Annotated in this window: 14 protein-coding genes; 5 read left to right on the top strand and 9 right to left on the bottom strand. The window is 46.4% G+C overall.

Features of this window, described 5'->3' with window-relative positions:
• On the top strand, positions 1-4,145 hold a 4,145-nt coding region (locus FTU67_RS00005; RefSeq protein WP_180061302.1), incomplete at its 5' end, for a BapA/Bap/LapF family large adhesin.
• Positions 4,146-4,228: 83 nt separating this feature from the next.
• Here the strand turns inward: FTU67_RS00005 and FTU67_RS00010 are convergent.
• The 3 genes from FTU67_RS00010 to FTU67_RS00015 all read right to left on the bottom strand — a co-directional run bounded on the left by FTU67_RS00010 (position 4,229) and on the right by FTU67_RS00015 (position 8,768).
• The gene (locus FTU67_RS00010) at positions 4,229-5,512 is read right to left on the bottom strand and encodes a ribonucleotide-diphosphate reductase subunit beta (RefSeq protein ID WP_180056927.1); all 1,284 of its coding nucleotides are present in this window, start codon (positions 5,510-5,512) and stop codon (positions 4,229-4,231) included.
• Positions 5,513-5,653: 141 nt separating this feature from the next.
• A complete protein-coding gene (locus FTU67_RS14155) occupies positions 5,654-5,785 on the bottom strand; it encodes a preprotein translocase subunit YajC (RefSeq protein WP_081407111.1) in 132 nt (43 codons plus the stop codon).
• A gap of 148 nt (positions 5,786-5,933) precedes the next feature.
• Complete coding sequence (locus FTU67_RS00015) at positions 5,934-8,768, bottom strand: ribonucleoside-diphosphate reductase subunit alpha (RefSeq protein WP_016659875.1); 2,835 nt, start codon at positions 8,766-8,768, stop codon at positions 5,934-5,936.
• Positions 8,769-9,363: 595 nt separating this feature from the next.
• On the opposite strand from FTU67_RS00015, the gene bfmR reads away from it, so the two are divergent.
• Together bfmR and bfmS are read left to right on the top strand one after the other, a co-directional pair.
• Positions 9,364-10,080 carry a response regulator transcription factor BfmR gene (gene bfmR, locus FTU67_RS00020; RefSeq protein WP_005176018.1) on the top strand — a complete coding sequence of 239 codons (717 nt, stop codon included), beginning with the start codon at positions 9,364-9,366 and terminating at the stop codon, positions 10,078-10,080.
• A 33-nt stretch (positions 10,081-10,113) separates the two neighbouring features.
• A complete protein-coding gene (gene bfmS / locus FTU67_RS00025) occupies positions 10,114-11,769 on the top strand; it encodes a sensor histidine kinase BfmS (RefSeq protein ID WP_163146073.1) in 1,656 nt (551 codons plus the stop codon).
• 207 nt (positions 11,770-11,976) lie between these two features.
• Here the strand turns inward: bfmS and putP are convergent, their stop codons facing one another.
• The 5 genes from putP to FTU67_RS00050 all read right to left on the bottom strand — a co-directional run bounded on the left by putP (position 11,977) and on the right by FTU67_RS00050 (position 16,738).
• On the bottom strand, positions 11,977-13,470 hold the full coding sequence (gene putP / locus FTU67_RS00030; protein ID WP_075167564.1) for a sodium/proline symporter PutP: 1,494 nt from the start codon (positions 13,468-13,470) through the stop codon (positions 11,977-11,979).
• Positions 13,471-13,675: 205 nt separating this feature from the next.
• On the bottom strand, positions 13,676-14,530 hold the full coding sequence (locus tag FTU67_RS00035; RefSeq protein ID WP_005176027.1) for an SPFH domain-containing protein: 855 nt from the start codon (positions 14,528-14,530) through the stop codon (positions 13,676-13,678).
• 10 nt (positions 14,531-14,540) lie between these two features.
• The gene (locus FTU67_RS00040; RefSeq protein ID WP_005176030.1) at positions 14,541-15,020 is read right to left on the bottom strand and encodes an NfeD family protein; all 480 of its coding nucleotides are present in this window, start codon (positions 15,018-15,020) and stop codon (positions 14,541-14,543) included.
• 110 nt (positions 15,021-15,130) lie between these two features.
• Positions 15,131-16,048, bottom strand: coding sequence for a patatin-like phospholipase family protein (locus tag FTU67_RS00045; protein ID WP_005176032.1), 918 nt, complete (start codon positions 16,046-16,048; stop codon positions 15,131-15,133).
• A gap of 63 nt (positions 16,049-16,111) precedes the next feature.
• Entirely contained in the window at positions 16,112-16,738 is a 627-nt protein-coding gene (locus FTU67_RS00050) for a 1-acyl-sn-glycerol-3-phosphate acyltransferase (RefSeq protein WP_005176034.1), read from the bottom strand.
• A 154-nt stretch (positions 16,739-16,892) separates the two neighbouring features.
• Between FTU67_RS00050 and FTU67_RS00055 the strand changes: the two genes are divergently transcribed.
• Together FTU67_RS00055 and FTU67_RS00060 are read left to right on the top strand one after the other, a co-directional pair.
• A complete protein-coding gene (locus FTU67_RS00055) occupies positions 16,893-18,149 on the top strand; it encodes an MFS transporter (RefSeq protein WP_180006842.1) in 1,257 nt (418 codons plus the stop codon).
• A gap of 920 nt (positions 18,150-19,069) precedes the next feature.
• Positions 19,070-19,807 carry a carbonic anhydrase gene (locus FTU67_RS00060; protein ID WP_180006841.1) on the top strand — a complete coding sequence of 246 codons (738 nt, stop codon included), beginning with the start codon at positions 19,070-19,072 and terminating at the stop codon, positions 19,805-19,807.
• Between the two features lie 65 nt (positions 19,808-19,872).
• Here FTU67_RS00060 and FTU67_RS00065 read toward each other — a convergent pair whose 3' ends face one another.
• Positions 19,873-20,598 carry an amino acid ABC transporter ATP-binding protein gene (locus FTU67_RS00065; protein ID WP_171249308.1) on the bottom strand — a complete coding sequence of 242 codons (726 nt, stop codon included), beginning with the start codon at positions 20,596-20,598 and terminating at the stop codon, positions 19,873-19,875.
• Positions 20,599-20,607 lie beyond the last annotated feature (9 nt).

Here is a 20,607-nt window from a genome sequence, read left to right on the forward strand (position 1 = left end):
CTGAACAAACGGCACAAGACGCTGTGACTGCGTTACCAGAAAGTACAGACAAAGATGGTCTGCAAGATCGTCTGGATGCCTTGACGGATCTTGAAGTTCCAGCGGTGAATGACCAAGACGGCAATGGTATTGACGATGCAACGGACAGCTTAATCGCGGATGCAGAAGCTGCAGTAGCAGCAGCGGAAGCGGCTTATGCCGAGGCCGAGCAAGCGATTGCTGATGCGGATACAGATGGCAATGGTCTCATCACACCAGCAGAGCAGGCAGTTGCCCAGGCTGCGATTGATGAGGCTGCCGAACTAAAAGCCATCGCACAAAATGCAGTAAATGCCTTACCGACAGAAGTACAAGTTGAGAAAGACGGGTTACAAGATCGACTAGATGACTTGATCCCATTAACTGCACCAGTAGTCCAGATTGCTCTAGATGACAATGTAAATCTAGATATGGGGAATGAAATCACAACAACCGAGCCAGCTGTTGTTGATGAGAATGTTCAAGTGATTAATTTGCTTGAATCAACTGGCGGTGCGGATGCAGGAACAGAAGTGGTACTTTCTGGCTCTATAAATAGCCTTGCAATTTCAATTTCACAAACATCATTACTTGCAGTAGCTGATGCGTATCGTGTTGATGTTTTAGATGAAAATGGCAATATTGTGTATTCAGCAGTCACCCAAGACTCTGAATTAGTTGGTGATGTAGCTGGGCTGGGGATATTAGGGATTACAGGAGATAATACCTTAACTGCAACAGTATCTGATTTGCCAGCAGGTACTTATCGTGTTGTAGTCAGTAATGATGCGGGTGCCTTAACTAATCTACTTGATACTGATGGTGGTGGTATTTCACTTCAAGAACTCGGTGATGCAGGCGTGTTATTAGGTGCCGATAATCAACAAGTTGTTCTTGATGCTGTAAATAATGCTTTAGGTGGTGGTGCTATTGCAGCATTAGTCACAGAGGTTATCTTACCGCCTGTACTTACATTAGTGAATGGCCTACCTGTAGATGAACTTGTTGGCGCATTAAACGACAGTTTATTAAGTAATGCTGATGCAATTTCTTTACTTGGCTTCAGTGTAACCGGTTTGTTAGATACGATTGTTGATGCAGCAGCAACCGCACTACTTTCAAATACCCTGACTTTATTGCAGGAAACTAGCATTACTACCCAAGTGACTTCAACGATATTTGAAAATTACTCTGTCGATAATAATGTTTTAACCAATGATGAAAATCCTGAGCTAGCAACAGTTACTCATATTCAATTTGGAGACGGTGCAGCGCAAGAGGTGACTACGGGCGGTGTAAGCATTAACGGAGAGTATGGTGTTTTAACAATTTTCGCTGATGGTTCATATGAATATATTGGAAATGGTGATTTTGAATCTATCGGAAAATCAGAAGTATTTACTTATACAATATTAGGTGCGGATGGAGTAACGACTGATAGCGCAACTTTAACTATTAATATTTTGGATGATTATGCACCGGATGTTCCTGTGATTAATCCTGTAAGTGCTACAGGAGATATTACAGGTACGGCAGAAGCGGGCTCAACAGTGGTTGTAACTGATGACAACAACAATGAAATTGGCAGAACAGTCGTAAGAGCTGATGGTTTGTGGTCAATTACAAATCCAGGCTTAACAGACGGGGCAGTACTTAATGTTATAGCAATTGATGCTGCTGGTAACCCTTCTCAAGCCGCAAGTACAAGCGTTGATGCCCAAGCACCAATAACAACTCTTGTGACAAATACAACGGGTGATAGTACGCCAACTTTACAAGGTACAATTGATGATCCGACAGCAACAGTTGTTGTGACTGTGGATAGTATTAATTATACCGCAGTGAATAATGGTGATGGTACATGGACACTTGCCGATGGCCAGCTTCCAGAGTTAGCTGATGGTAGTTATAACGTTACTGTGCAAGCTATTGATGCAGCAGGCAATGAAAGCACAATTACAGACAGTTTAGTTGTTGAGGCAGTTCTATTTGCCAATGACGATTTAAATAATGTGAATGTACTTGACACGGTTATCGAAAATAATCTGACCGACAGTGGTTTTATTTTTGGACTAGCTGGTGCAAATGTATTATCAGAATTAGCAGAGATTGACTTAAGTGCAGGTGGCTTTAATTTTACTGTTGCTCCTGATACCACTCAAGATGTTTTGATAGATGTAAATGGTACAACAGGTATAGATCTTAGCGCATTAGTTAACTCAATAGGGGCATTACTTGGTCAAACTCTTTCTGCTGATTTGATGTTGGTGAATCTTGATACAGGTGAGATTGTTACAACAGTTGAAAATGCTCTTCAGTTAACACCAGCATTATTGACCACGGTAATGACAGCAGAAAATATTGAATTTACTGATATACCAGAAGGCAATTATACGATTGCTTTCTCGAGTCCGTCAGGAGATGGAGCTCTAAGTCAATTATTAAGAGCAATTGCTGATGTAGGGCTTCTTAGTGGTGTGAATATTAGTATAGAAACATCAACTCAGTACTCAACAGCAGATGCAACAGGTAATATTTTAGGGAATGGTGTAGATACAGATGTAGCAGATATTGGTGAAGGTCTGACAGTGACACAAGTCATTTCTGCTGAAACTACACATGCTGTGAATACACCAATTGCTACAGATAATACAGAAACCGCGATATCTGGTAATTACGGTATTTTGTATATGCAAGCTGATGGTTCTTATCGCTATGTAAGTAATGGGAATATTAATGATGTGGGTAAAGTTGATACATTCACTTATACAGTAGCTGATGCAGCTGGTAATACTTCACAAGCTTATCTCAATATCCGTACTGATGCTGAAGGATCAACTATTGATTGGGATGAAAATGATCTTCAAGCTGATGGTGTGATTACTGTAGATGCAGTTGATGACGATGCAACGGTTAAGATCGCGCAAACAAATAGTGTCAGTGAGTTATTACCAAAAGTACAAGTTGTCGATGCTCAGGCTACAGGAACTAATGGACCGATTACAGGGTCAGTGGTTACTAATACAACTTGGACAAATACTTATACACTTTCAGAAAGCTTTAACATTACAGAAAATACTGTAGCTAATGGAACATTAACTATTACGGCTGAATTACTAGGTACAGCATTGAATACTTCTGTAACTGAGGATTGGGGCGAGGTTACTGCGACCTACACAATTATCGGTCAAAGTGGTGAAGTGACAACCGGTATATTAACTTTAACTGACAGTACCCAAGTAGTGGATGGCTATTATACGGTAAGTATTCCACTTAACGATTTAATTGCGGGCGAATATATCCTTAATGTTAATGTGGAAAATATAACCACTAATACAGGCGCGTTCGGGGCAACGCCTGCAAATAATGGTGAGTTTACAGTTGATACGACACTTTCAGTGATTGAAACTTCATTAAATGACTTTACAACTATAGAGGGTATATATAGTGAAGAGGGTAATTTACTGGAAGAAGATATTGTTTCTAATGTAGCGACTTTCACCATTCAACAAGGAGCAGAGACATATCGCTTTGAAAATGGACATATCTATCAGAATGATGTTTTGCTGCAGAATCAGGATTCTGTAAATATTACTGGTACTTATGGAATATTAAATGTTGATGCAAGTGGTAAATACACTTACACAACGCAAGATGGTAGCGGTATTGGTCAAAAAGAGAGCTTTACTTATACTGTAAATGATGTGGGTGGTTTATCTGATACTGCGAACCTGAATATTGGAATAGGCGCTTCAATTACAGGCAGCCGTTATGATGATAGTTATTCAAGCTATGGAGGCGTAGCAGATACTGTTATTTATAATGTACTTGAAGGTGCAGAAACAGATGCAACCGGCGGAAATGGAACAGATACCTGGACCGACTTTAATGCTACTGAAGGGGATAGTATTGATATCTCAGCACTACTTGGTGAACAAAGTGTTACAAGCGAAACTTTAGGAAATTTTGTGACCCTAGAGCAACGTGGAGAGCATACCGTCGTTACGATTGATCGGGATGGTTCTGCGACAGATACTACATATGCAAAAACGGATTTGATTATACTTGAAAATACGACGGCATCTAATTTGGTGTTGGATGATTTAATTAAGTACAACCAAATTTAAATTATGAATCAGGAGGATTTTTGAATCCTCCTTTAGATTGCAAAAAAATCCCGCTCAAGAGCGGGATTTTTTAAATCTTTCGCTTACCAGCTCAACGCACCGCCCGTCTGATAATCCGTTACACGCGTCTCGAAGAAATTCTTCTCTTTACGCAGGTCCATCATCTCAGACATCCAGGCAAACGGGTTGGTCACACCGCTAAACTGCTCAGGTAAGCCCAACTGGCTTAAACGGCGGTTACAGATGAACTTCAGATATTCTTCCATCATGCCAGCATTCATACCCAATACGCCACGTGGCATGGTGTCACGCGCATATTCAATCTCAAGCATGGTGCCTTCAAGAATCATTTGAATCACTTCTTGCTGGAACTCAGCGGTCCACAAGTGCGGGTTCTCGATCTTGATCTGGTTGATCATGTCGATACCGAAGTTCAAGTGCATTGATTCATCACGCAGGATGTACTGGAACTGTTCCGCCACACCATTCATCTTGTTACGACGGCCCATTGACAGGATTTGCGTGAAACCGCAGTAGAAGAAGATGCCTTCAAGTACGCAGTAGAATGCAATCAGGTTACGCAGCAAAATCTGGTCGTTTTCAGGGGTACCGGTTTTGAAAGTCGGGTCGCTTAAGGATTGGGTGTATTTCAGGCCCCAAGCTGCTTTACGTGCGACTGATGGTACTTCACGGTACATGTTGAAGACTTCGCCTTCATCCATGCCTAAAGATTCGATACAGTACTGATAAGCATGCGTGTGAATCGCTTCTTCAAACGATTGACGCAAGATGTACTGACGGCATTCCGGGTTAGTGATGTGACGGTAGATCGCCAGAACCAGGTTATTGGCCACCAGTGAGTCAGCAGTCGAGAAGAAGCCCAGTGAGCGCATCACGATGGTACGTTCATCTTCAGTCAAGCCATTTTCAGACTTCCACAACGCGATGTCGTGGTTCATGTTAATTTCTTGTGGCATCCAGTGGTTGGCACAACCATCCAGATATTTTTGCCAAGCCCATTCGTATTTGAACGGCACCAGCTGGTTTAAGTCAGCGCGGCAGTTGATCATACGTTTGTCATCAACCTGTACGCGTCCTGCACCCATTTCCAGCTCTTCCAGGCCAGGCGCCACGTCAAGCTGTTCTAGGGAAGCAGATGCTCTTGCCAGCGAATCGGTTGAATTTGCTGATCCGCTTCGAGGGGTTGCAGCGGGTTGTGCAGCTGCCACATGCGTCTGTGGTTGCTCTGCAGCAGGTACCACTTGCGGATTAGTCGCTTTTTGCGGTTCGACGGGCGTAGGCTGGTGTTCAGGAGCAGCCGGTTTTTGCGAATCATCTTCGAAATCGTCCCAACTTAGGATAGACATATCAATTCTCTCTTCGTTGCTTTATATCTTTTATTGGACATCTCACGACGAAGGGGAGATGTCTTACTATACGCTTAATTTGTGAAAGCAAAATTAAGTTTTGCCGATGCTTGTTCTAAAAATGTACGTAGAACACGATCCTCAAGACTTATTTTGTTTTCGCTTCTGTTTGCGAATGGCCAAAAAGGCATAGACCATCGGCGTGTAAAAGAAAATAAAGGAAAAGACCAGAACCGCGAGTCCTAACATATAGTTATGAGTCATATGAGGCATGGTCTTTTCCTGTGTTATTTTCAAATACTTTGCAATCCTCCCCAAACCCCTCCTTTAATAAAGAAAGGCCTTCCCGCATATCGAATCTGATTTTGGGAAGTCCCCCTTTGGAAAAGGGGGATTTAGGGGGATTTTTATCAAGCGAGGCTTACTGGCAAGCTTCACAATCAGGATTATCAATTGAACATGCTTGTGGCACTGGTGCTGCTTGAGTGAAACCTTCTTCCTCTACAGGCGCTTCAGGTTTTTTCTCTTCAACCACTGGCGCTGCAACTACAGGAGCCGCAACGGTTGCAGGTTTAACTGCATTCAATGCACCAGTATTAATGGTTGATTTCTCAGCCGATGTTGCACCTAAAGCACGTAGGTAGTAAGTGGTTTTCAGACCACGTAACCAAGCCATCTTATAAGTGATGTCCAGTTTCTTACCATTTGCACCAGAGATATAAAGGTTCAGTGACTGTGCCTGATCAATCCATTTCTGACGACGTGACGCAGCATCTACAATCCAGCGTGGCTCAACTTCAAACGCAGTCGCAAAGATCGCTTTTAATTCTTCAGGAATACGAGAAATCTTCTGAACAGAACCTTCGAAATGTTTCAGGTCGTTGACCATTACCGCATCCCATAGGCCGCGTTCTTTCAATGCACGTACCAGGTAAGGGTTGATCACAGTGAACTCACCAGACAGGTTCGATTTCACATACAGGTTCTGGAAGGTTGGCTCAATCGATTGAGACACGCCACAGATGTTAGAAATAGTTGCTGTTGGTGCAATGGCCATCACGTTCGAGTTACGCATACCGTCTTTTTGAACTTTGGCACGTAAAGTGTCCCAGTCCAGACGTTGGGTACGATCAACTTCAAACATGCGCTCAGGACGGGTTTTCGCTACCAGCTCTAAAGAGTCGATTGGTAAAATACCCTGATCCCATAATGAACCTTTGAAGGTTTCATAGGTACCACGTTCAACCGCCAGATCACTTGAGGTTTGAATTGCGTAGTAAGAAATCACTTCCATTGATTCATCAGCAAAATCAACTGCTGCATCAGAACCGTAGGCAATACCCATTTCGTACAGTGCATCCTGGAAGCCCATGATCCCCATACCTACCGGACGGTGACGCAGGTTCGAGTTTTTCGCCTGTGGTACCGCGTAGTAGTTGATGTCGATCACGTTGTCGAGCATACGTACCGCAGTTTTGATGGTACGTGCCAGTTTTTCATGATCCAGCTTGCCGCCTTGAACGTGCTGTACCAGGTTAATTGAACCCAGGTTACAGACCGCGATTTCATCTTTGCTGGTGTTCAGGGTAATTTCTGTACACAAGTTAGATGAGTGCACCACGCCTACGTGTTGTTGTGGTGAACGCAGGTTACATACGTCTTTGAATGTAATCCACGGATGGCCGGTTTCGAACAGCATCGACAGCATTTTGCGCCATAAGTCTTTGGCACGTACTTTCTTGTGCAGCAGGTTCTGTTCTTTCGCCACCGCTTCGTAATGCGTATAGCGCTCAGTGAAGGCCTGGCCAGTCAGATCATGCAGGTCTGGTGTTTCAGATGGCGTGAACAGGGTCCATTCTGCATCTTCAAACACACGTTGCATGAATAAGTCAGGAACCCAGTTGGCTGTGTTCATGTCATGGGTACGACGACGGTCATCACCGGTGTTCTTACGCAGTTCCAGGAATTCTTCGATGTCTAAGTGCCAGGTTTCAAGGTAGGCACACACCGCACCTTTACGCTTACCACCCTGGTTCACCGCAACCGCAGTATCGTTTGCGACTTTCAGGAACGGTACCACACCTTGTGATTTACCGTTGGTCCCTTTGATGTAAGAGTTCAGGGCACGAACTGGAGTCCAGTCATTACCTAAACCGCCTGCCCATTTAGACAGCATTGCGTTATCACGCATTGCGCCATAAATATCGTACAGGTCATCACCAATGGTGGTGAGGTAACAGCTAGATAACTGCGGACGTAGCGTACCTGAGTTAAACAGGGTAGGCGTAGAAGCCATGTAGTCGAAGCTAGACAACAAGTTATAGAACTCAATTGCACGTTCTTCTTTGTTGTCTTCGTTCAGCGCCAGACCCATAGAAACGCGCATGAAGAACAATTGCGGCAATTCGAAACGGATACCATCTTTATGGATGAAGTAACGGTCGAATAACGTCTGTAAACCAAGATACGTAAACTGGTTAGAACGTTCTGGCTGAATGGCAGCGGCCAGTTTTGCCAGATCGAAGTTCAGTAGGTCTTCTGACAGCAGCTCCAGCTCGATACCTTTTTTCAGGAAGGTTTCCAGAGCTTCACCTTCAGGGGTTTCTACTGGTAGACCCAGGAACTCCAGGCCTGTTGCCACTAAGTCATTACACAGCAGGCGTGCAGTAACATAAGTATAGTTTGGTTCCTGTTCAATACGGGTACGCGTCGCCATCATCATGGTGGTTGAGATGTCTGACTCTTTTACGCCGTTGTACAGGTTTTTCACGGTTTCATCGACAATGGCCTGAACATCAATGCCTTCAAGACCTTCAGCTGCAGTGGTGACGGTTGCTGTCAATGCACTTAAATCCAGTGGCTTTAACTGGCCCTGGCTGTCAGTGATCTGTAAGGTCGGGTGATGGTTGGCACCCATCTGCTTACGTGCTTCAGAACGTTGTTCGCGATAGATGACATAAGCACGAGCAACTTTCTGTTCGCCTGTACGCATAAGCGCAAGCTCAACCTGGTCCTGAATTTCTTCAATGTGAATGGTGCCGCCTGATGGTAAACGACGCTTAAACGTGTTCAGAACCATTTCAGTCAGTTGTTCGATACGGTCATGAATACGGCTGGAATCGGCGCTTTGCTGACCTTCAACCGCCAGGAAAGCTTTACCAATCGCTACAGAGATTTTTTCTGCATCGAAAGGGGCCACTTCACCGGTGCGTTTAATCACCTGAAGTTGACCGGGTGTGGATGTGATTACGCTCATGTCAGCATAGCTCCATTGTCATCTATTGTTATGTTTATAGACCATTGAACCGGGCAAAAAATAGGCCACAGTGTTTGAGGAATAAACACAAGACTTAGTGGTTTAAAATTGAATTGAACACAAGATACGGGAAATTTTAGGGTAGATCAATATTGACTTTTCTTTAAAATTTTTGGCGTTTTTTGGATAAAATCTTTTGCAAAAAAATCCCCGATTTGTCCATTCGGCTATAAGCCTTATCGGACAAGGGCATAGCATAACAAAGCCGGTATAATCTGCTTATAGATAAACTTGTGGATAACTAAAAATCTCTTTGAACAGTCAGTCACATTCTGATCAATGGCCAAAAGCTGCAAAAAAATTGTACATTTTAAAAAGATTTATGTTGTTGAATTCATGGAATTCAGTTAAAAAGAGAAAAGTATAAGGAATTCAATAATTAATAAAAATATAACAAAAAGCTACTTTGATGTATCAGTTTAGTGAATAGCATCTTGTTTACAATGTAAACGTGTGTATATTGCAGAATATATTTCGACGTATCTCCCGGATTTTAAAAGGATAGAATACGTTTAATCAAATAAAGGGGCAGTTCATGAGCCAAGAAGAAAAGTTACCAAAAATTTTAATTGTTGAAGATGATGAGCGTCTGGCACGTTTAACCCAGGAATACCTGATCCGTAACGGACTGGAAGTGGGTGTTGAGCCAGATGGGAACCGTGCCATCCGCCGTATTATCGCGGAGCAGCCAGATTTAGTGGTGCTGGATGTAATGCTGCCGGGTGCAGACGGTTTGACCATTTGCCGCGAGGTTCGTCCACATTATCATCAACCGATTCTGATGCTCACTGCACGTACCGAAGATATGGACCAGGTTCTGGGTCTGGAAATGGGTGCAGATGACTATGTCGCCAAGCCGGTTCAGCCACGTGTTCTGCTGGCGCGTATTCGTGCCTTGCTGCGCCGTACTGACAAAGCCCCTGAAGATGAAGTGGCACAGCGTATCGAATTTGATGACCTGGTCATCGACAATGGTGGCCGCTCAGTAACCTTGAATGGTGAACTGGTCGATTTCACCAGCGCAGAATATGACCTGCTCTGGTTACTGGCTTCGAATGCTGGCCGTATCCTGTCGCGTGAAGATATTTTCGAGCGCCTGCGCGGGATTGAATATGACGGTCAGGACCGTTCAATTGACGTACGTATTTCGCGCATCCGTCCAAAAATTGGCGATGACCCGGAAAATCCAAAGCGTATTAAAACTGTACGCAGCAAAGGATACTTATTCGTCAAAGAAACGAATGGTATATAATCGTCGCGCGTATCTGAGATAGGACGGTTTTTCGTGTTCAAACACAGCATATTCTTGCGGATTTATGCAGGATTGGTGATTCTGGTGGCATTGGTGGCCGTGTTTGGCTATCTGCTGGTTCAGATCATTAACTATCAGCGCGCGCAAGAATATCGTGAATCCCTGACCGATGGTATGGCTTATATCATTAGTGAAGGGGTGGCGCGACAACCCAATGAGCAGCAAAAGCAGGACTGGATTTCAGATGCCTCAGATTTGCTGGAACTGCCTATCTATTATATTGCTGCCGATAAGGTCGAGCTGTCACGGGCCGAACTGAAACGGATTAAAGAGCGCAAGGCTGCGGTACGTTACGATGCAGAAACGACCACAGCCTATATTATTATGGGCCTGAAAAATGACCCGGAACATTATCTGTATATCAAGGCCGATGAAATTACCGAACGGCAAATGAAGGCATTGCCGATCTTTATTCTGGATTATCTGGTCTATTTCCCGGGACAGGAAAAAGAATATCTGGCCCGTATCCAGGATCAGTTCTCTTATCCTATCGACATTCAGAACATTGCTGATTTACCGCTCGACTCCGAGCAAATTGGCCGTTTAAGGCTGGACCACAGCATTATCCTGTATCGGGATAATGCCAGCGTACGTGGCACCACCATCTCCATTATTTCGCCAATGCCGAACTCACCGTCCGAGGTGCTGGTACTTGGTCCGGTACCGCTGTTTAACTGGATGCCATTCCAGCTGGCGGCCGGGATTACCTTGCTGAGTCTGTTTATTCTGAGTCTGGGCATTTATGGCCTGATTCTGCCGATGCAGCGCAAAATCCGTGAAGTAAATTTCGCCTTGAACCGTATGAAAACCGGCGATTTAAACCTGCGTTTACCCATTGACGGTTCAGATGAAATGGCTAGTCTGGCCTCCAGCTATAACAGCATGTCCGATCATATCCAGCGTCTGATTGAAGCCCAGCGCGAGCTGATGCGCGCGGTATCGCATGAACTGCGTACCCCGGTGGCGCGGATTCGTTTCGGGATGGAAATGCTGGCCGAAGAAGATGATTATGAATACCGGATTCAGCAGCTGGACATGATTGATAAAGACATTGAAGCGCTGAATACCCTGATTGACGAGATCATGACCTATGCCAAACTGGAGCAGGGCATGCCATCGTTAGAAATTGAAAAAGTGGTGCTGTTTGATGTGCTGGATCAGGTGGTCAATGAAACTAATGCGCTGAAAACCGGTAAGGACATCCAGCTGCAAACCATGTCGACCAGTCTGGAAGTCGATGCCGAGCGCCGTTATTTACACCGCGTGGTGCAGAACTTGGTCGGGAATGCGGTGCGTTATTGTGACCACAAGGTACTGGTCAGCGGTGGCGTGACTGCACAAGGCGTGGCTTATGTCTGTGTGGAAGATGATGGGCCGGGCATTCCAGAAGAAGACCGGAGCCGCGTATTTGAAGCCTTTGCCCGTTTAGATGATAGCCGTACCCGTGCCTCTGGGGGGTATGGTCTCGGCCTGTCGATTGTCAGCCGGATTGCCTACTGGTTTGGCGGCAAGATTGAGGTGGATCAGAGCACCACTTTGGGCGGTGCACGTTTTATTATGTCCTGGCCGGCGCAGCGCTTTAGCAAGTCGCGTAAAAAGCAGGGTAATAAAGAAGGGCTGGAATCTTAAACGCTGCTTCAAAGATTCAGCTAAAGAACAGCAGCAAGGGGCGTTTGCTGTTCTTTGGTGGGAGAGTTGGGTCAGAGATTGTCAGCCATTGTCACCATCCAAAATGGTCCGCGTACTCTCTTACTGTCCAGTCTTTGAATTGATCAATTAAGTTGCTAAAAAAATAGCCAGTGATGTCACTGGCTATTTTGTTTTTGCATGGAGCAATTATTGAGTCTGTTGTTTGTACAAGCGGTCTGCTTCATCAAAACGCTCAGTAATGCTGCTGCTTGGCGCTTTGCCCAGCAAGCTCACCACAATAATGGCAATAAACGAGCAGACAAAGCCCGGAATAATTTCATAGATACCGGTATCGCCCCAGACATTTTTCCAGAGAATCACCATCACCGCACCCACGATCATGCCGGCTAGCGCGCCATTTAAAGTCATGCGTTTCCAGAATAAAGACAAAATAATCAGTGGACCAAAGGCGGCACCAAAACCTGCCCAGGCATAAGCCACCAGGCCAAGAACTTTCGACTCAGGATTACCGGCCATCCATATTGCCAGCAGGGCAATCAGTAATACCATTAAACGGCCAACCCAGACCAGCTCTTTTTGTGAGGCAGATTTTCGCAGGAACGATTTATAAAAGTCTTCAGTCAGAGTACTTGAACACACCAGCAGCTGACAGCTTAGGGTACTCATCACCGCAGCCAGAATTGCCGCCAGTACAATACCAGCCACCCACGGGTTAAACAGGATTTTGGTCAGCTCCATAAACACGGTTTCAGGGTTGGCATTCACCACCCCGGCCAGTTCCGGATGTTGCTGGAAGTAGGCAATACCAAAGAAACCGGCCGCCACCGCACCACCTAAACACAGGATCATCCAGGTCATGCCAATACGGCGTGCATTTGGAATTGACTTCACCGAATCTGCCGCCATGAAGCGCACCAGAATGTGGGGCTGACCGAAATAACCCAGGCCCCAGGCCAGTAACGAGATAATCGCAACAATACTTAAATCACCGACCAGATTCATGGCTTGTGGACGCGCAGCTTCCAGTGCCAGCGTCACTTGGGATAAATCAGAAAAGGTCAGCAGGGTGACAATAGGCGTCAGGATTAAGGCAAAGATCATCAGGCCAGCCTGAATGGTGTCTGTCCAGGACACTGCCAAGAAGCCGCCAATAAAAACATAGCTGATGGTGGCAATGGCACTGATCCATAAGGCCGTGCTATACGACATTTCAAACATACTTTCGAACAAGCGCGCACCGGCCACCATGCCAGAGGCACAGTAAATCGCAAAGAAAATCAGAATCACAAAGGCGGATACAATACGCAGCACTTTTTTCTGGTCATTAAAACGATTGGAGAAATAATCTGGTAAGGTCAGGGCATTGTGCTGTACTTCGGTATGTACCCGTAAGCGGCCCGCAACCAGTAACCAGTTTAGCCAGGCACCAATAATCAGACCAATGGCAATCCACACCTCAGATAAACCGGACAGATAAATTGCCCCCGGTAAACCCATCAATAACCAGCCACTCATATCCGATGCGCCAGCAGACAGGGCCGTGACAAAGCTGCCTAAACGGCGGCCACCCAGAATATAGTCTGAAAAGTTGGTGGTTGCGCGATAGGCCATCAGACCAATCGCGATCATGGCGACAATATAAAACAGAAAGGTGATTAAGGTCGGATTTAGGGAGCTCATACGGTATCCATATAGTATGTTGGACAGTAAAGGACTTATGGCCTCAATGCGTTCCATGCAAATTCTTGATGGATACTCACAAGTCCTGAAAGATTCAAAAAATGAAGGCGAAATTTAACCATAATTTTGCATGAAATACTGATTTTTCTTTCAGGCAATAAAAATAGACAGCATCCAGGCTGTCTATTTTTGGCTAAAAAGGTGCTTAGTTTTGTCGGCCCATGACCCCACGAATGGTATTCAGAATATCGGCCGGTAATACCACCGTCTTGGCATTTGGCGACTTCGACATATCCTGCATGGCTTTCACATATTGTTCACCAAGCAGATAGGCCACCGGAATTTCTTTATCGCCGACTGCTGTCGTGACCATTTCAATAGCACGTTGCGAAGCTTCGGCCAGCACCACTTGTGCTTCGGCATCACGGCGTGAAGCTTCAAGACGGCCTTCGGCTTCCAGAATGGCTGCCTGTTTTTCACCATCGGCTTTGGTTACGGTGGCACGACGCTGACGTTCTGCTGCCGCCTGTTCTTCCATTGCTGACTGCATTGTGTTGGATGGTTTAATATCTTGAATTTCAACGGTTTTAAGGGTAATACCCCAGTCCGCAATATCATCTGAAATCGAGGCTTTTAAACGTGCCTTAATATGGTCACGTGAGGACAGCGCATCATCCAGATCCATTTCACCGACAATAGAACGCAACGAGGTTTGTACCAGGTTCTGAATGGCCCAAGAATAGTTTTCAATCCCGTACACCGCTTTTTCTGGCGTGGTCAGGTTAATGTAGGCCACCGCGTTCATCAGCAGGACGGCGTTATCGCGGCTGATGACTTCCTGAGACGGAATGTCCAGCACAATGTCTTTGGTGGTGACTTTATAGGCCACTTCATCGACATAGGGAATTACGAAGTTCAGACCCGGACTTAGGGTGGTGTGGTATTTACCCAAACGTTGCACAATCCATTTATAGCCTTGTGGAACAATACGCACCCCTTTAAAAATGGTGATGGCCACAAAGGCCAGCAGGGCTAAAACAATAATGGAGCCAGCATTCATTTTATATTACTCACTGTTTTTCGTTGTCATTCTGCAGGCTATGCAACTGCACAACCAGATCATTGCCAAGAATATCGACCACACGCACACGATCACCGACCTGCACCGGACTTAGAGTGCGGCAGTTCCATTCATCAGAACCGAGCACCGGCATCGGAAAACGGACTTTCACTTCATCATGCTCCAGATTGGTCTGGATGACCATACCAATCTGGCCGATGGTGGCTTCCCGTGACAGGCCGGCTTTGGTTTTATCAATCGACAGTGGTTTAATAAATTTAAACCAGAGCAGGGTACACAGCACCGATAAAATGATCCACATCACCAGCTGCGTGGTGGTGCCCATCATCGGGAACAGCAGATATAAAACGCCCACCATCAGCGCGCCCACGCCAAACCAGAGTGCAGCAAAAGCCGGCAGCAGCAGCTCGGAAAGAATCAGCAAAATGCCTAAAACAAACCAGTGCCAGGGTTCAAGAACAAATTCCATACATCGACTCGTCGCGAATGATTGTAAAAAGAATCATTGATATAGATCAATCTGTATGCTGTTCAATGTAGCAGATGACAACCGACTTGGATATGAAAAAATCCCCGATGTTAAAATTTGGCTTTGGGTGGTGGTGCCAAAGCGGCCGGAGATTTTTTAAAATCGCTGATGGCTTTTTCAATGGCGCGGATTTTCAGCTGGGCAGCTTTTTCACCTTCTAAAATGGTCTGGTTGCTGGCTTTTAAATCCAGTGTGCCAATATGACCAACTTTAGGCTGAATCACCACATTGGCCTGGCGCAGTTCTTCATGAATACTCTGCTGGCCCATAATGTTGATGGTCTGATCGAGCAGGCCCCACATATTCATAGGCGTATTGCCGGTTGGACGCGCGGAAATATCCACTGCAATGACCAGATCGGCGCCCATATCTTTGGCGGTTTTGACCGGAATCGGGCTGACCAGACCGCCATCGACATATTTGGTGCCGCCAATAGTCGCCGGCACAAACACATTCGGAATACTGCAGGAGGCACGTACCGCCTGACCGGCATTGCCTTTAATAAAGTCGGCTTTACGGCCATTGTCCAGACGGGTGGCGACCGCAGCAAAGCGGATCGGGAACTGCTGGATGGCTTTGTTACCGACCTGCTGATTGACATAGTCCTGTAGTTTCTGGCCCAGTACAAAGCCCTGACGGTTCAGGGTTAAATCGCGAATATCGGATTCTTTAAAGTTCAGGGCCAGTTGCTGTAACTGATACGGTGATTTACCGCTGGCATACAGACTGCCGACAAAACTGCCGGCACTGGTGCCGGTTACAATTTTCGGTTTAATGCCGTGTGATTCTAAAACTTTCAGTACGCCAATATGGGCAAATCCTTTGGCACCGCCACCGCCTAGGGCAATGGCCACCACCGGTTCACGGGCCTGAATAGGCGTTGGAGTCACTGGGGTTTGTACCGCCCGATCACAGCCGGAAAGTGCCAGCAATAACAGGCCGGCGGTCGAAAATTGCAGTAATTTCATGATTCGATAGGAGATTAATTCAACAAAATATGCGCACATCTCAGCAAAAAAATACGGTTTTGGCTAGTCTTTGGGCCAGCGTTTTTGTAACGGCTTGGCCAGCCAGTGCGGATTTTTGGCAGAAAACTTGCCTTCATAATGCTGATAAATCGCGTCTAAATCCTGTTCATAATGCCCAGTCGGATGAAACACACCAAGAATATGAATGGTCTTATGCGCATAATCAAAAGAGAACATCACAATCGGAATTTGTGCGCCATAGGCAATATGATAAAAACCGCTGCGAATCTGCTCGGCCTGTTTGCGCGTGCCTTCCGGCGCCATCCCGACCCAGATCTGTTCACGTTGCCGGATAATTTCAATAATCTGCTGGGTATGGCCCTGCGGCGCATGGCGAATTACCGGCACCACCCCAATCCACTCCAGCAGCGGTTTTAACGGTGTATTAAACAGGGTATGTTTGCCAAAAATGGTGACTTTTAGCCCCAGTCCGAGCAAAGCAGCGAAGCCATGCCAGGCATCAATATTGGAGGTATGTGGGGATATAATTGCCACCGCTTTGGGAAGGTTGGGAAATTCGCCTTTCAGCTGCCAGCCTTGGGCCAAAAAGAGCGATTTAAAAAAGCCTCGACTCAGGGCGCTGCCGCGGCCAGGTACTTGATCAGGTAAAACAGGAAATTGCTTGGTCATTGTTTTTATGTATTATCCTACTGAAACTCAGCCAAGTTTTACAAAATATTGCGACTTTATTCAATGGGGAAGCAGAGCAAAAATACGCTTTTGTTTGAGCAGTTTTGCCTGGAGCCATCCGCTTGGCCTGAAATAAAAAGGAATGTCCGCTGCTATGCCGAATCTTTATCTGTTGCTGTTTTCCCTGTATTGGGCGCAAGGTCTGCCGGTGGGCTTTATGACCCATGCCTTGCCGGTGATCTTAAGGGCGCAAGGGGTATCGCTGGCGCATATTGGCGGTTTTGGCCTGTTAATGTTGCCCTGGTCGATTAAAATTTTCTGGGCGCCGTGGGTGGATCGCTTTGGCCGCAGCACTCAGGGCCATTACCGTTCCTGGATTATTCCGACTCAGTTGCTGAGTGTCGTGGTGTTAATCGGGCTGTCATTTATCCCGATTCAGGCCCTGAATGAACCGCTGTATTTGTTTGGCTTTTTTTTCGGGCTGTTGCTGATGAATCTGGTTGGGGCCACGCAGGATATCGCCACCGATGGACTGGCGGTGAATATTTTAACTGGCCAGCAGCAGCACTGGGGCAATACCTTTCAGGTGATTGGTTCACGGCTGGGCTTTATTGTTGGTGGGGGCGCCATGCTCTGGGCTTTGGACTGGCTGCACTGGCAGGCCACGTTTCTGATGCTGGCGCTACTGGTATTTTTAAATACCTTGCCAATTTTACTGTATCGTGAACCGCAACATGCAGCCAAAACAGCGCAGAAGACCACGCCTTTTTCCTGGCAGGTCGTGCGCCAGTATCTGGGTTATTTTCGCCAGAGCCGCAGCTTGGCACTGTGGTTATGGGTGCTGCTCAGTTTTAAAATTGCCGATGGTCTGTCTGGCCCATTACTCAAACCGTTAATGGTCGATTTGGGCCTGAGCTTTTCCCAGATTGGTATTTATGTGACCATGCTGGGGGCGTTTGCCGCGTTACTGGGTGCAGGTGTGGCAGGCTTATTGCTCAGGGTGATGTCACGTGCTCAGGCTTTAGTGCTGTTTTCAGTGTTGAAAGTACTGGCTTTAGCCGCCTATAGCTGGCTGGCCTATCAGTATGAACAGCAGCAGGCGGTAGCACTGTGGCTGATTTATCTGATTAATGCGCTGGAAGATGGTATTTCGGCGATGCTGCTGGTGGTGATGCTCACTTTGGTGATGCACTATAGCCGCAAACAGCTGGCCGGCACCGATTTTACCTTTCAGGTGGCACTGATGGCTACTGTCAGTGGTGGGCTGTATAGCCTCAGCGGCATACTGGGCGATCAGCTTGGTTATGCACGCTATTTAATGATGATTAGCGGGATTGCGCTGCTGTGTCTGCTTCCGATTCTGGTCTGGGCCAGAAGCCTGCCAAAAGATGAGGCGCTTCAGCACCAATAAACCCTTCAAAAGAAAAAAAGCGATCCTGGAGGGAATCGCTGGAGTCGTAACTGGTTTATAAAAAATAATGGCCTTCCACCTTGACCCACAGCCGTTTGCTGGATGAATAGTGGCTGTGCTGATGTTATGCAGTGAGGAGGCACTTTCTTGGAATTGACCCTGAATATGGGCAGGGAGTGGTGTGCGATCCCGATGACAAGCAGTGTAGTGGCTGTTTATGACATATTTAAGACAGATGCAGGCGCTGACGTGCAGACTGTCGAATTCCTGTTCAATCCATTCATAGATCGATGCTCCTGATCAGAAAGACTGACTTTTGAATAAGCAAGATACTCATCAGCTGGTTTGGTTTAGATATTCCATTTTTAGTGATGAATCCTGTGATCAACTCGTCAATGACAAGTGGCGTTGGCTAAATCACAACGTCAATCATGCTTCATGCTGGTGCAGCTAAAATTCGAGGCCAATCCATCCCGGTAGAAAACTTAACATACCTAGTAAGACCGCGAAAATTCCATGCTAAAGCTGAGCTAAAAAATCGGCCAGCGCCAGCAGAATCGCTGATCTACTTCTTCAATACCCCATGTTGTTGCCGGTTGATTTAAGCAAAGCGTCATCAGTTTTATAAGTCGCTGCTCCAGCAGCCAGAAAACTGTTAGTACCGGACTTATAAAAAAGCATCACCATCGAACTGGAAACCAAGGTGGGTTTGGGCGGCAACGCCGTGATTGATCAGTACAACTTGATAAGTCGGAGAATCGAACAAGTCATTATCAGGCCATCAGGCTGAATTATAACGCTCAAAAACCGCTCCAATCAGATACAAAAGCAATAAACAGTTGGAAGATTTGGTTTTGTCCTGCCGGCGCAGGTTACGGATGATCAAGGCTCTTTTGATGATGTGTTTTCAAGGTTGAAGAATGAAACGGAGTATTTTTGCAGCGACTGCACTTTTGAGTATGAATATGGCTTTTGCTGCCGAGGGCAGTCATTTTGACTGGAGCTATGCGGCACAGATTGCGCCGGATAAATGGAGCCAGTTAAAACCGGAATATCAGGCCTGCGCGGGCATGAATCAGGCGCCCATTAATATTGCCCAGACCACACCGGCACAGTTGCCGCCGTTAAAACTGAACTATGCGGCCAAGGCCAAAACCATTGTGAATAACCAGCGCACGGTTCAGGTCAATTTTGAGCAGGGTAGCCATTTAGAACTGGACCAGAAAATCTTTGAACTCAAGCAGTTCCATTTGCATAGTCCAAGTGAAAACACCATTCAGGGGCAAAGTTTTGCGATGGAGATGCATCTGGTACATGCTACACCTGCCGGTGAGCTGGCGGTGCTGGCAATCATGTTTCAAGAAGGTCAGGAAAATCCGAAGCTGAAACAGCTGTGGCAGGAATTACCGCAGCAGGCCGGTGAGGCCATTACATTAAACCATCAGGATGTGGCAGCAGCATTTTTACCGGAGCAACGGGATTATTATCGTTTTAACGGCTCTTTAACTACGCCGCCGTGTACCGAAGGCGTGCGCTGGATTGTCTTCAAACAGATTCAGCAGGCCTCGAGACAGCAGATTCAGGCTTTTTCACAGCTGATGGAACATCCGAATAACCGGCCGGTACAGCCGACCAATGCGCGTCTGGTGCTGGAGTAATCGAATACGAAAAAAAAGCAGATCATCTGATCTGCTTCTTAATTTGGGATGTTTGGTTGTATGGATTAATGCAGGATTTTATCTAGGAACTGCTGGGCACGTTCACCGCGCTGGGTATTAAAGAATTCATCTTTGGTGCAGTCTTCGACAATTTTACCCTGATCCATAAAAATCACCCGGTTGGCGACCTGGCGGGCAAAGCCCATTTCATGGGTCACACACATCATGGTCATGCCTTCACGCGCCAGCTCGACCATTACGTCCAGTACTTCGGTAATCATTTCCGGGTCCAGCGCCGAGGTTGGTTCATCAAACAGCATGGCAATCGGGTCCATACTTAAGGCGCGGGCAATGGCAACCCGCTGCTGCTGCCCACCAGAGAGTTGCGCCGGAAACTTGTTGGCCTGTGAACTTAAACCAACCCGATCCAGATAGGCCAGCCCTTTCTGTTTGGCTTCAGTTTCCGAGCGGCCCAGTACCTTGATCTGGGCAATGGTCAGGTTTTCGGTAATGCTTAAATGCGGAAACAGCTCGAAATGCTGGAACACCATGCCAACACGGCTACGCAGTTTGTTCAGATTGGTTTTCGGATCGCTAATCGAAATCCCATCAACCAGAATCTGGCCTTTTTGAAACGGTTCCAGACCATTTACGGTTTTAATCAAGGTCGATTTTCCCGAACCCGATGGTCCACACACCACCACCACTTCTCCCTGACGAATCTGGGTGCTGCAATCGGTCAGGACCTGAAAATCCTTATACCATTTGCTGACATTCTGGAGGTCAATCATAATCTTGGG

Origin of the sequence: Acinetobacter sp. YH12132, assembly GCF_013418645.1 — a bacterium.
Classification (GTDB): Bacteria; Pseudomonadota; Gammaproteobacteria; order Pseudomonadales; family Moraxellaceae; genus Acinetobacter; species Acinetobacter indicus.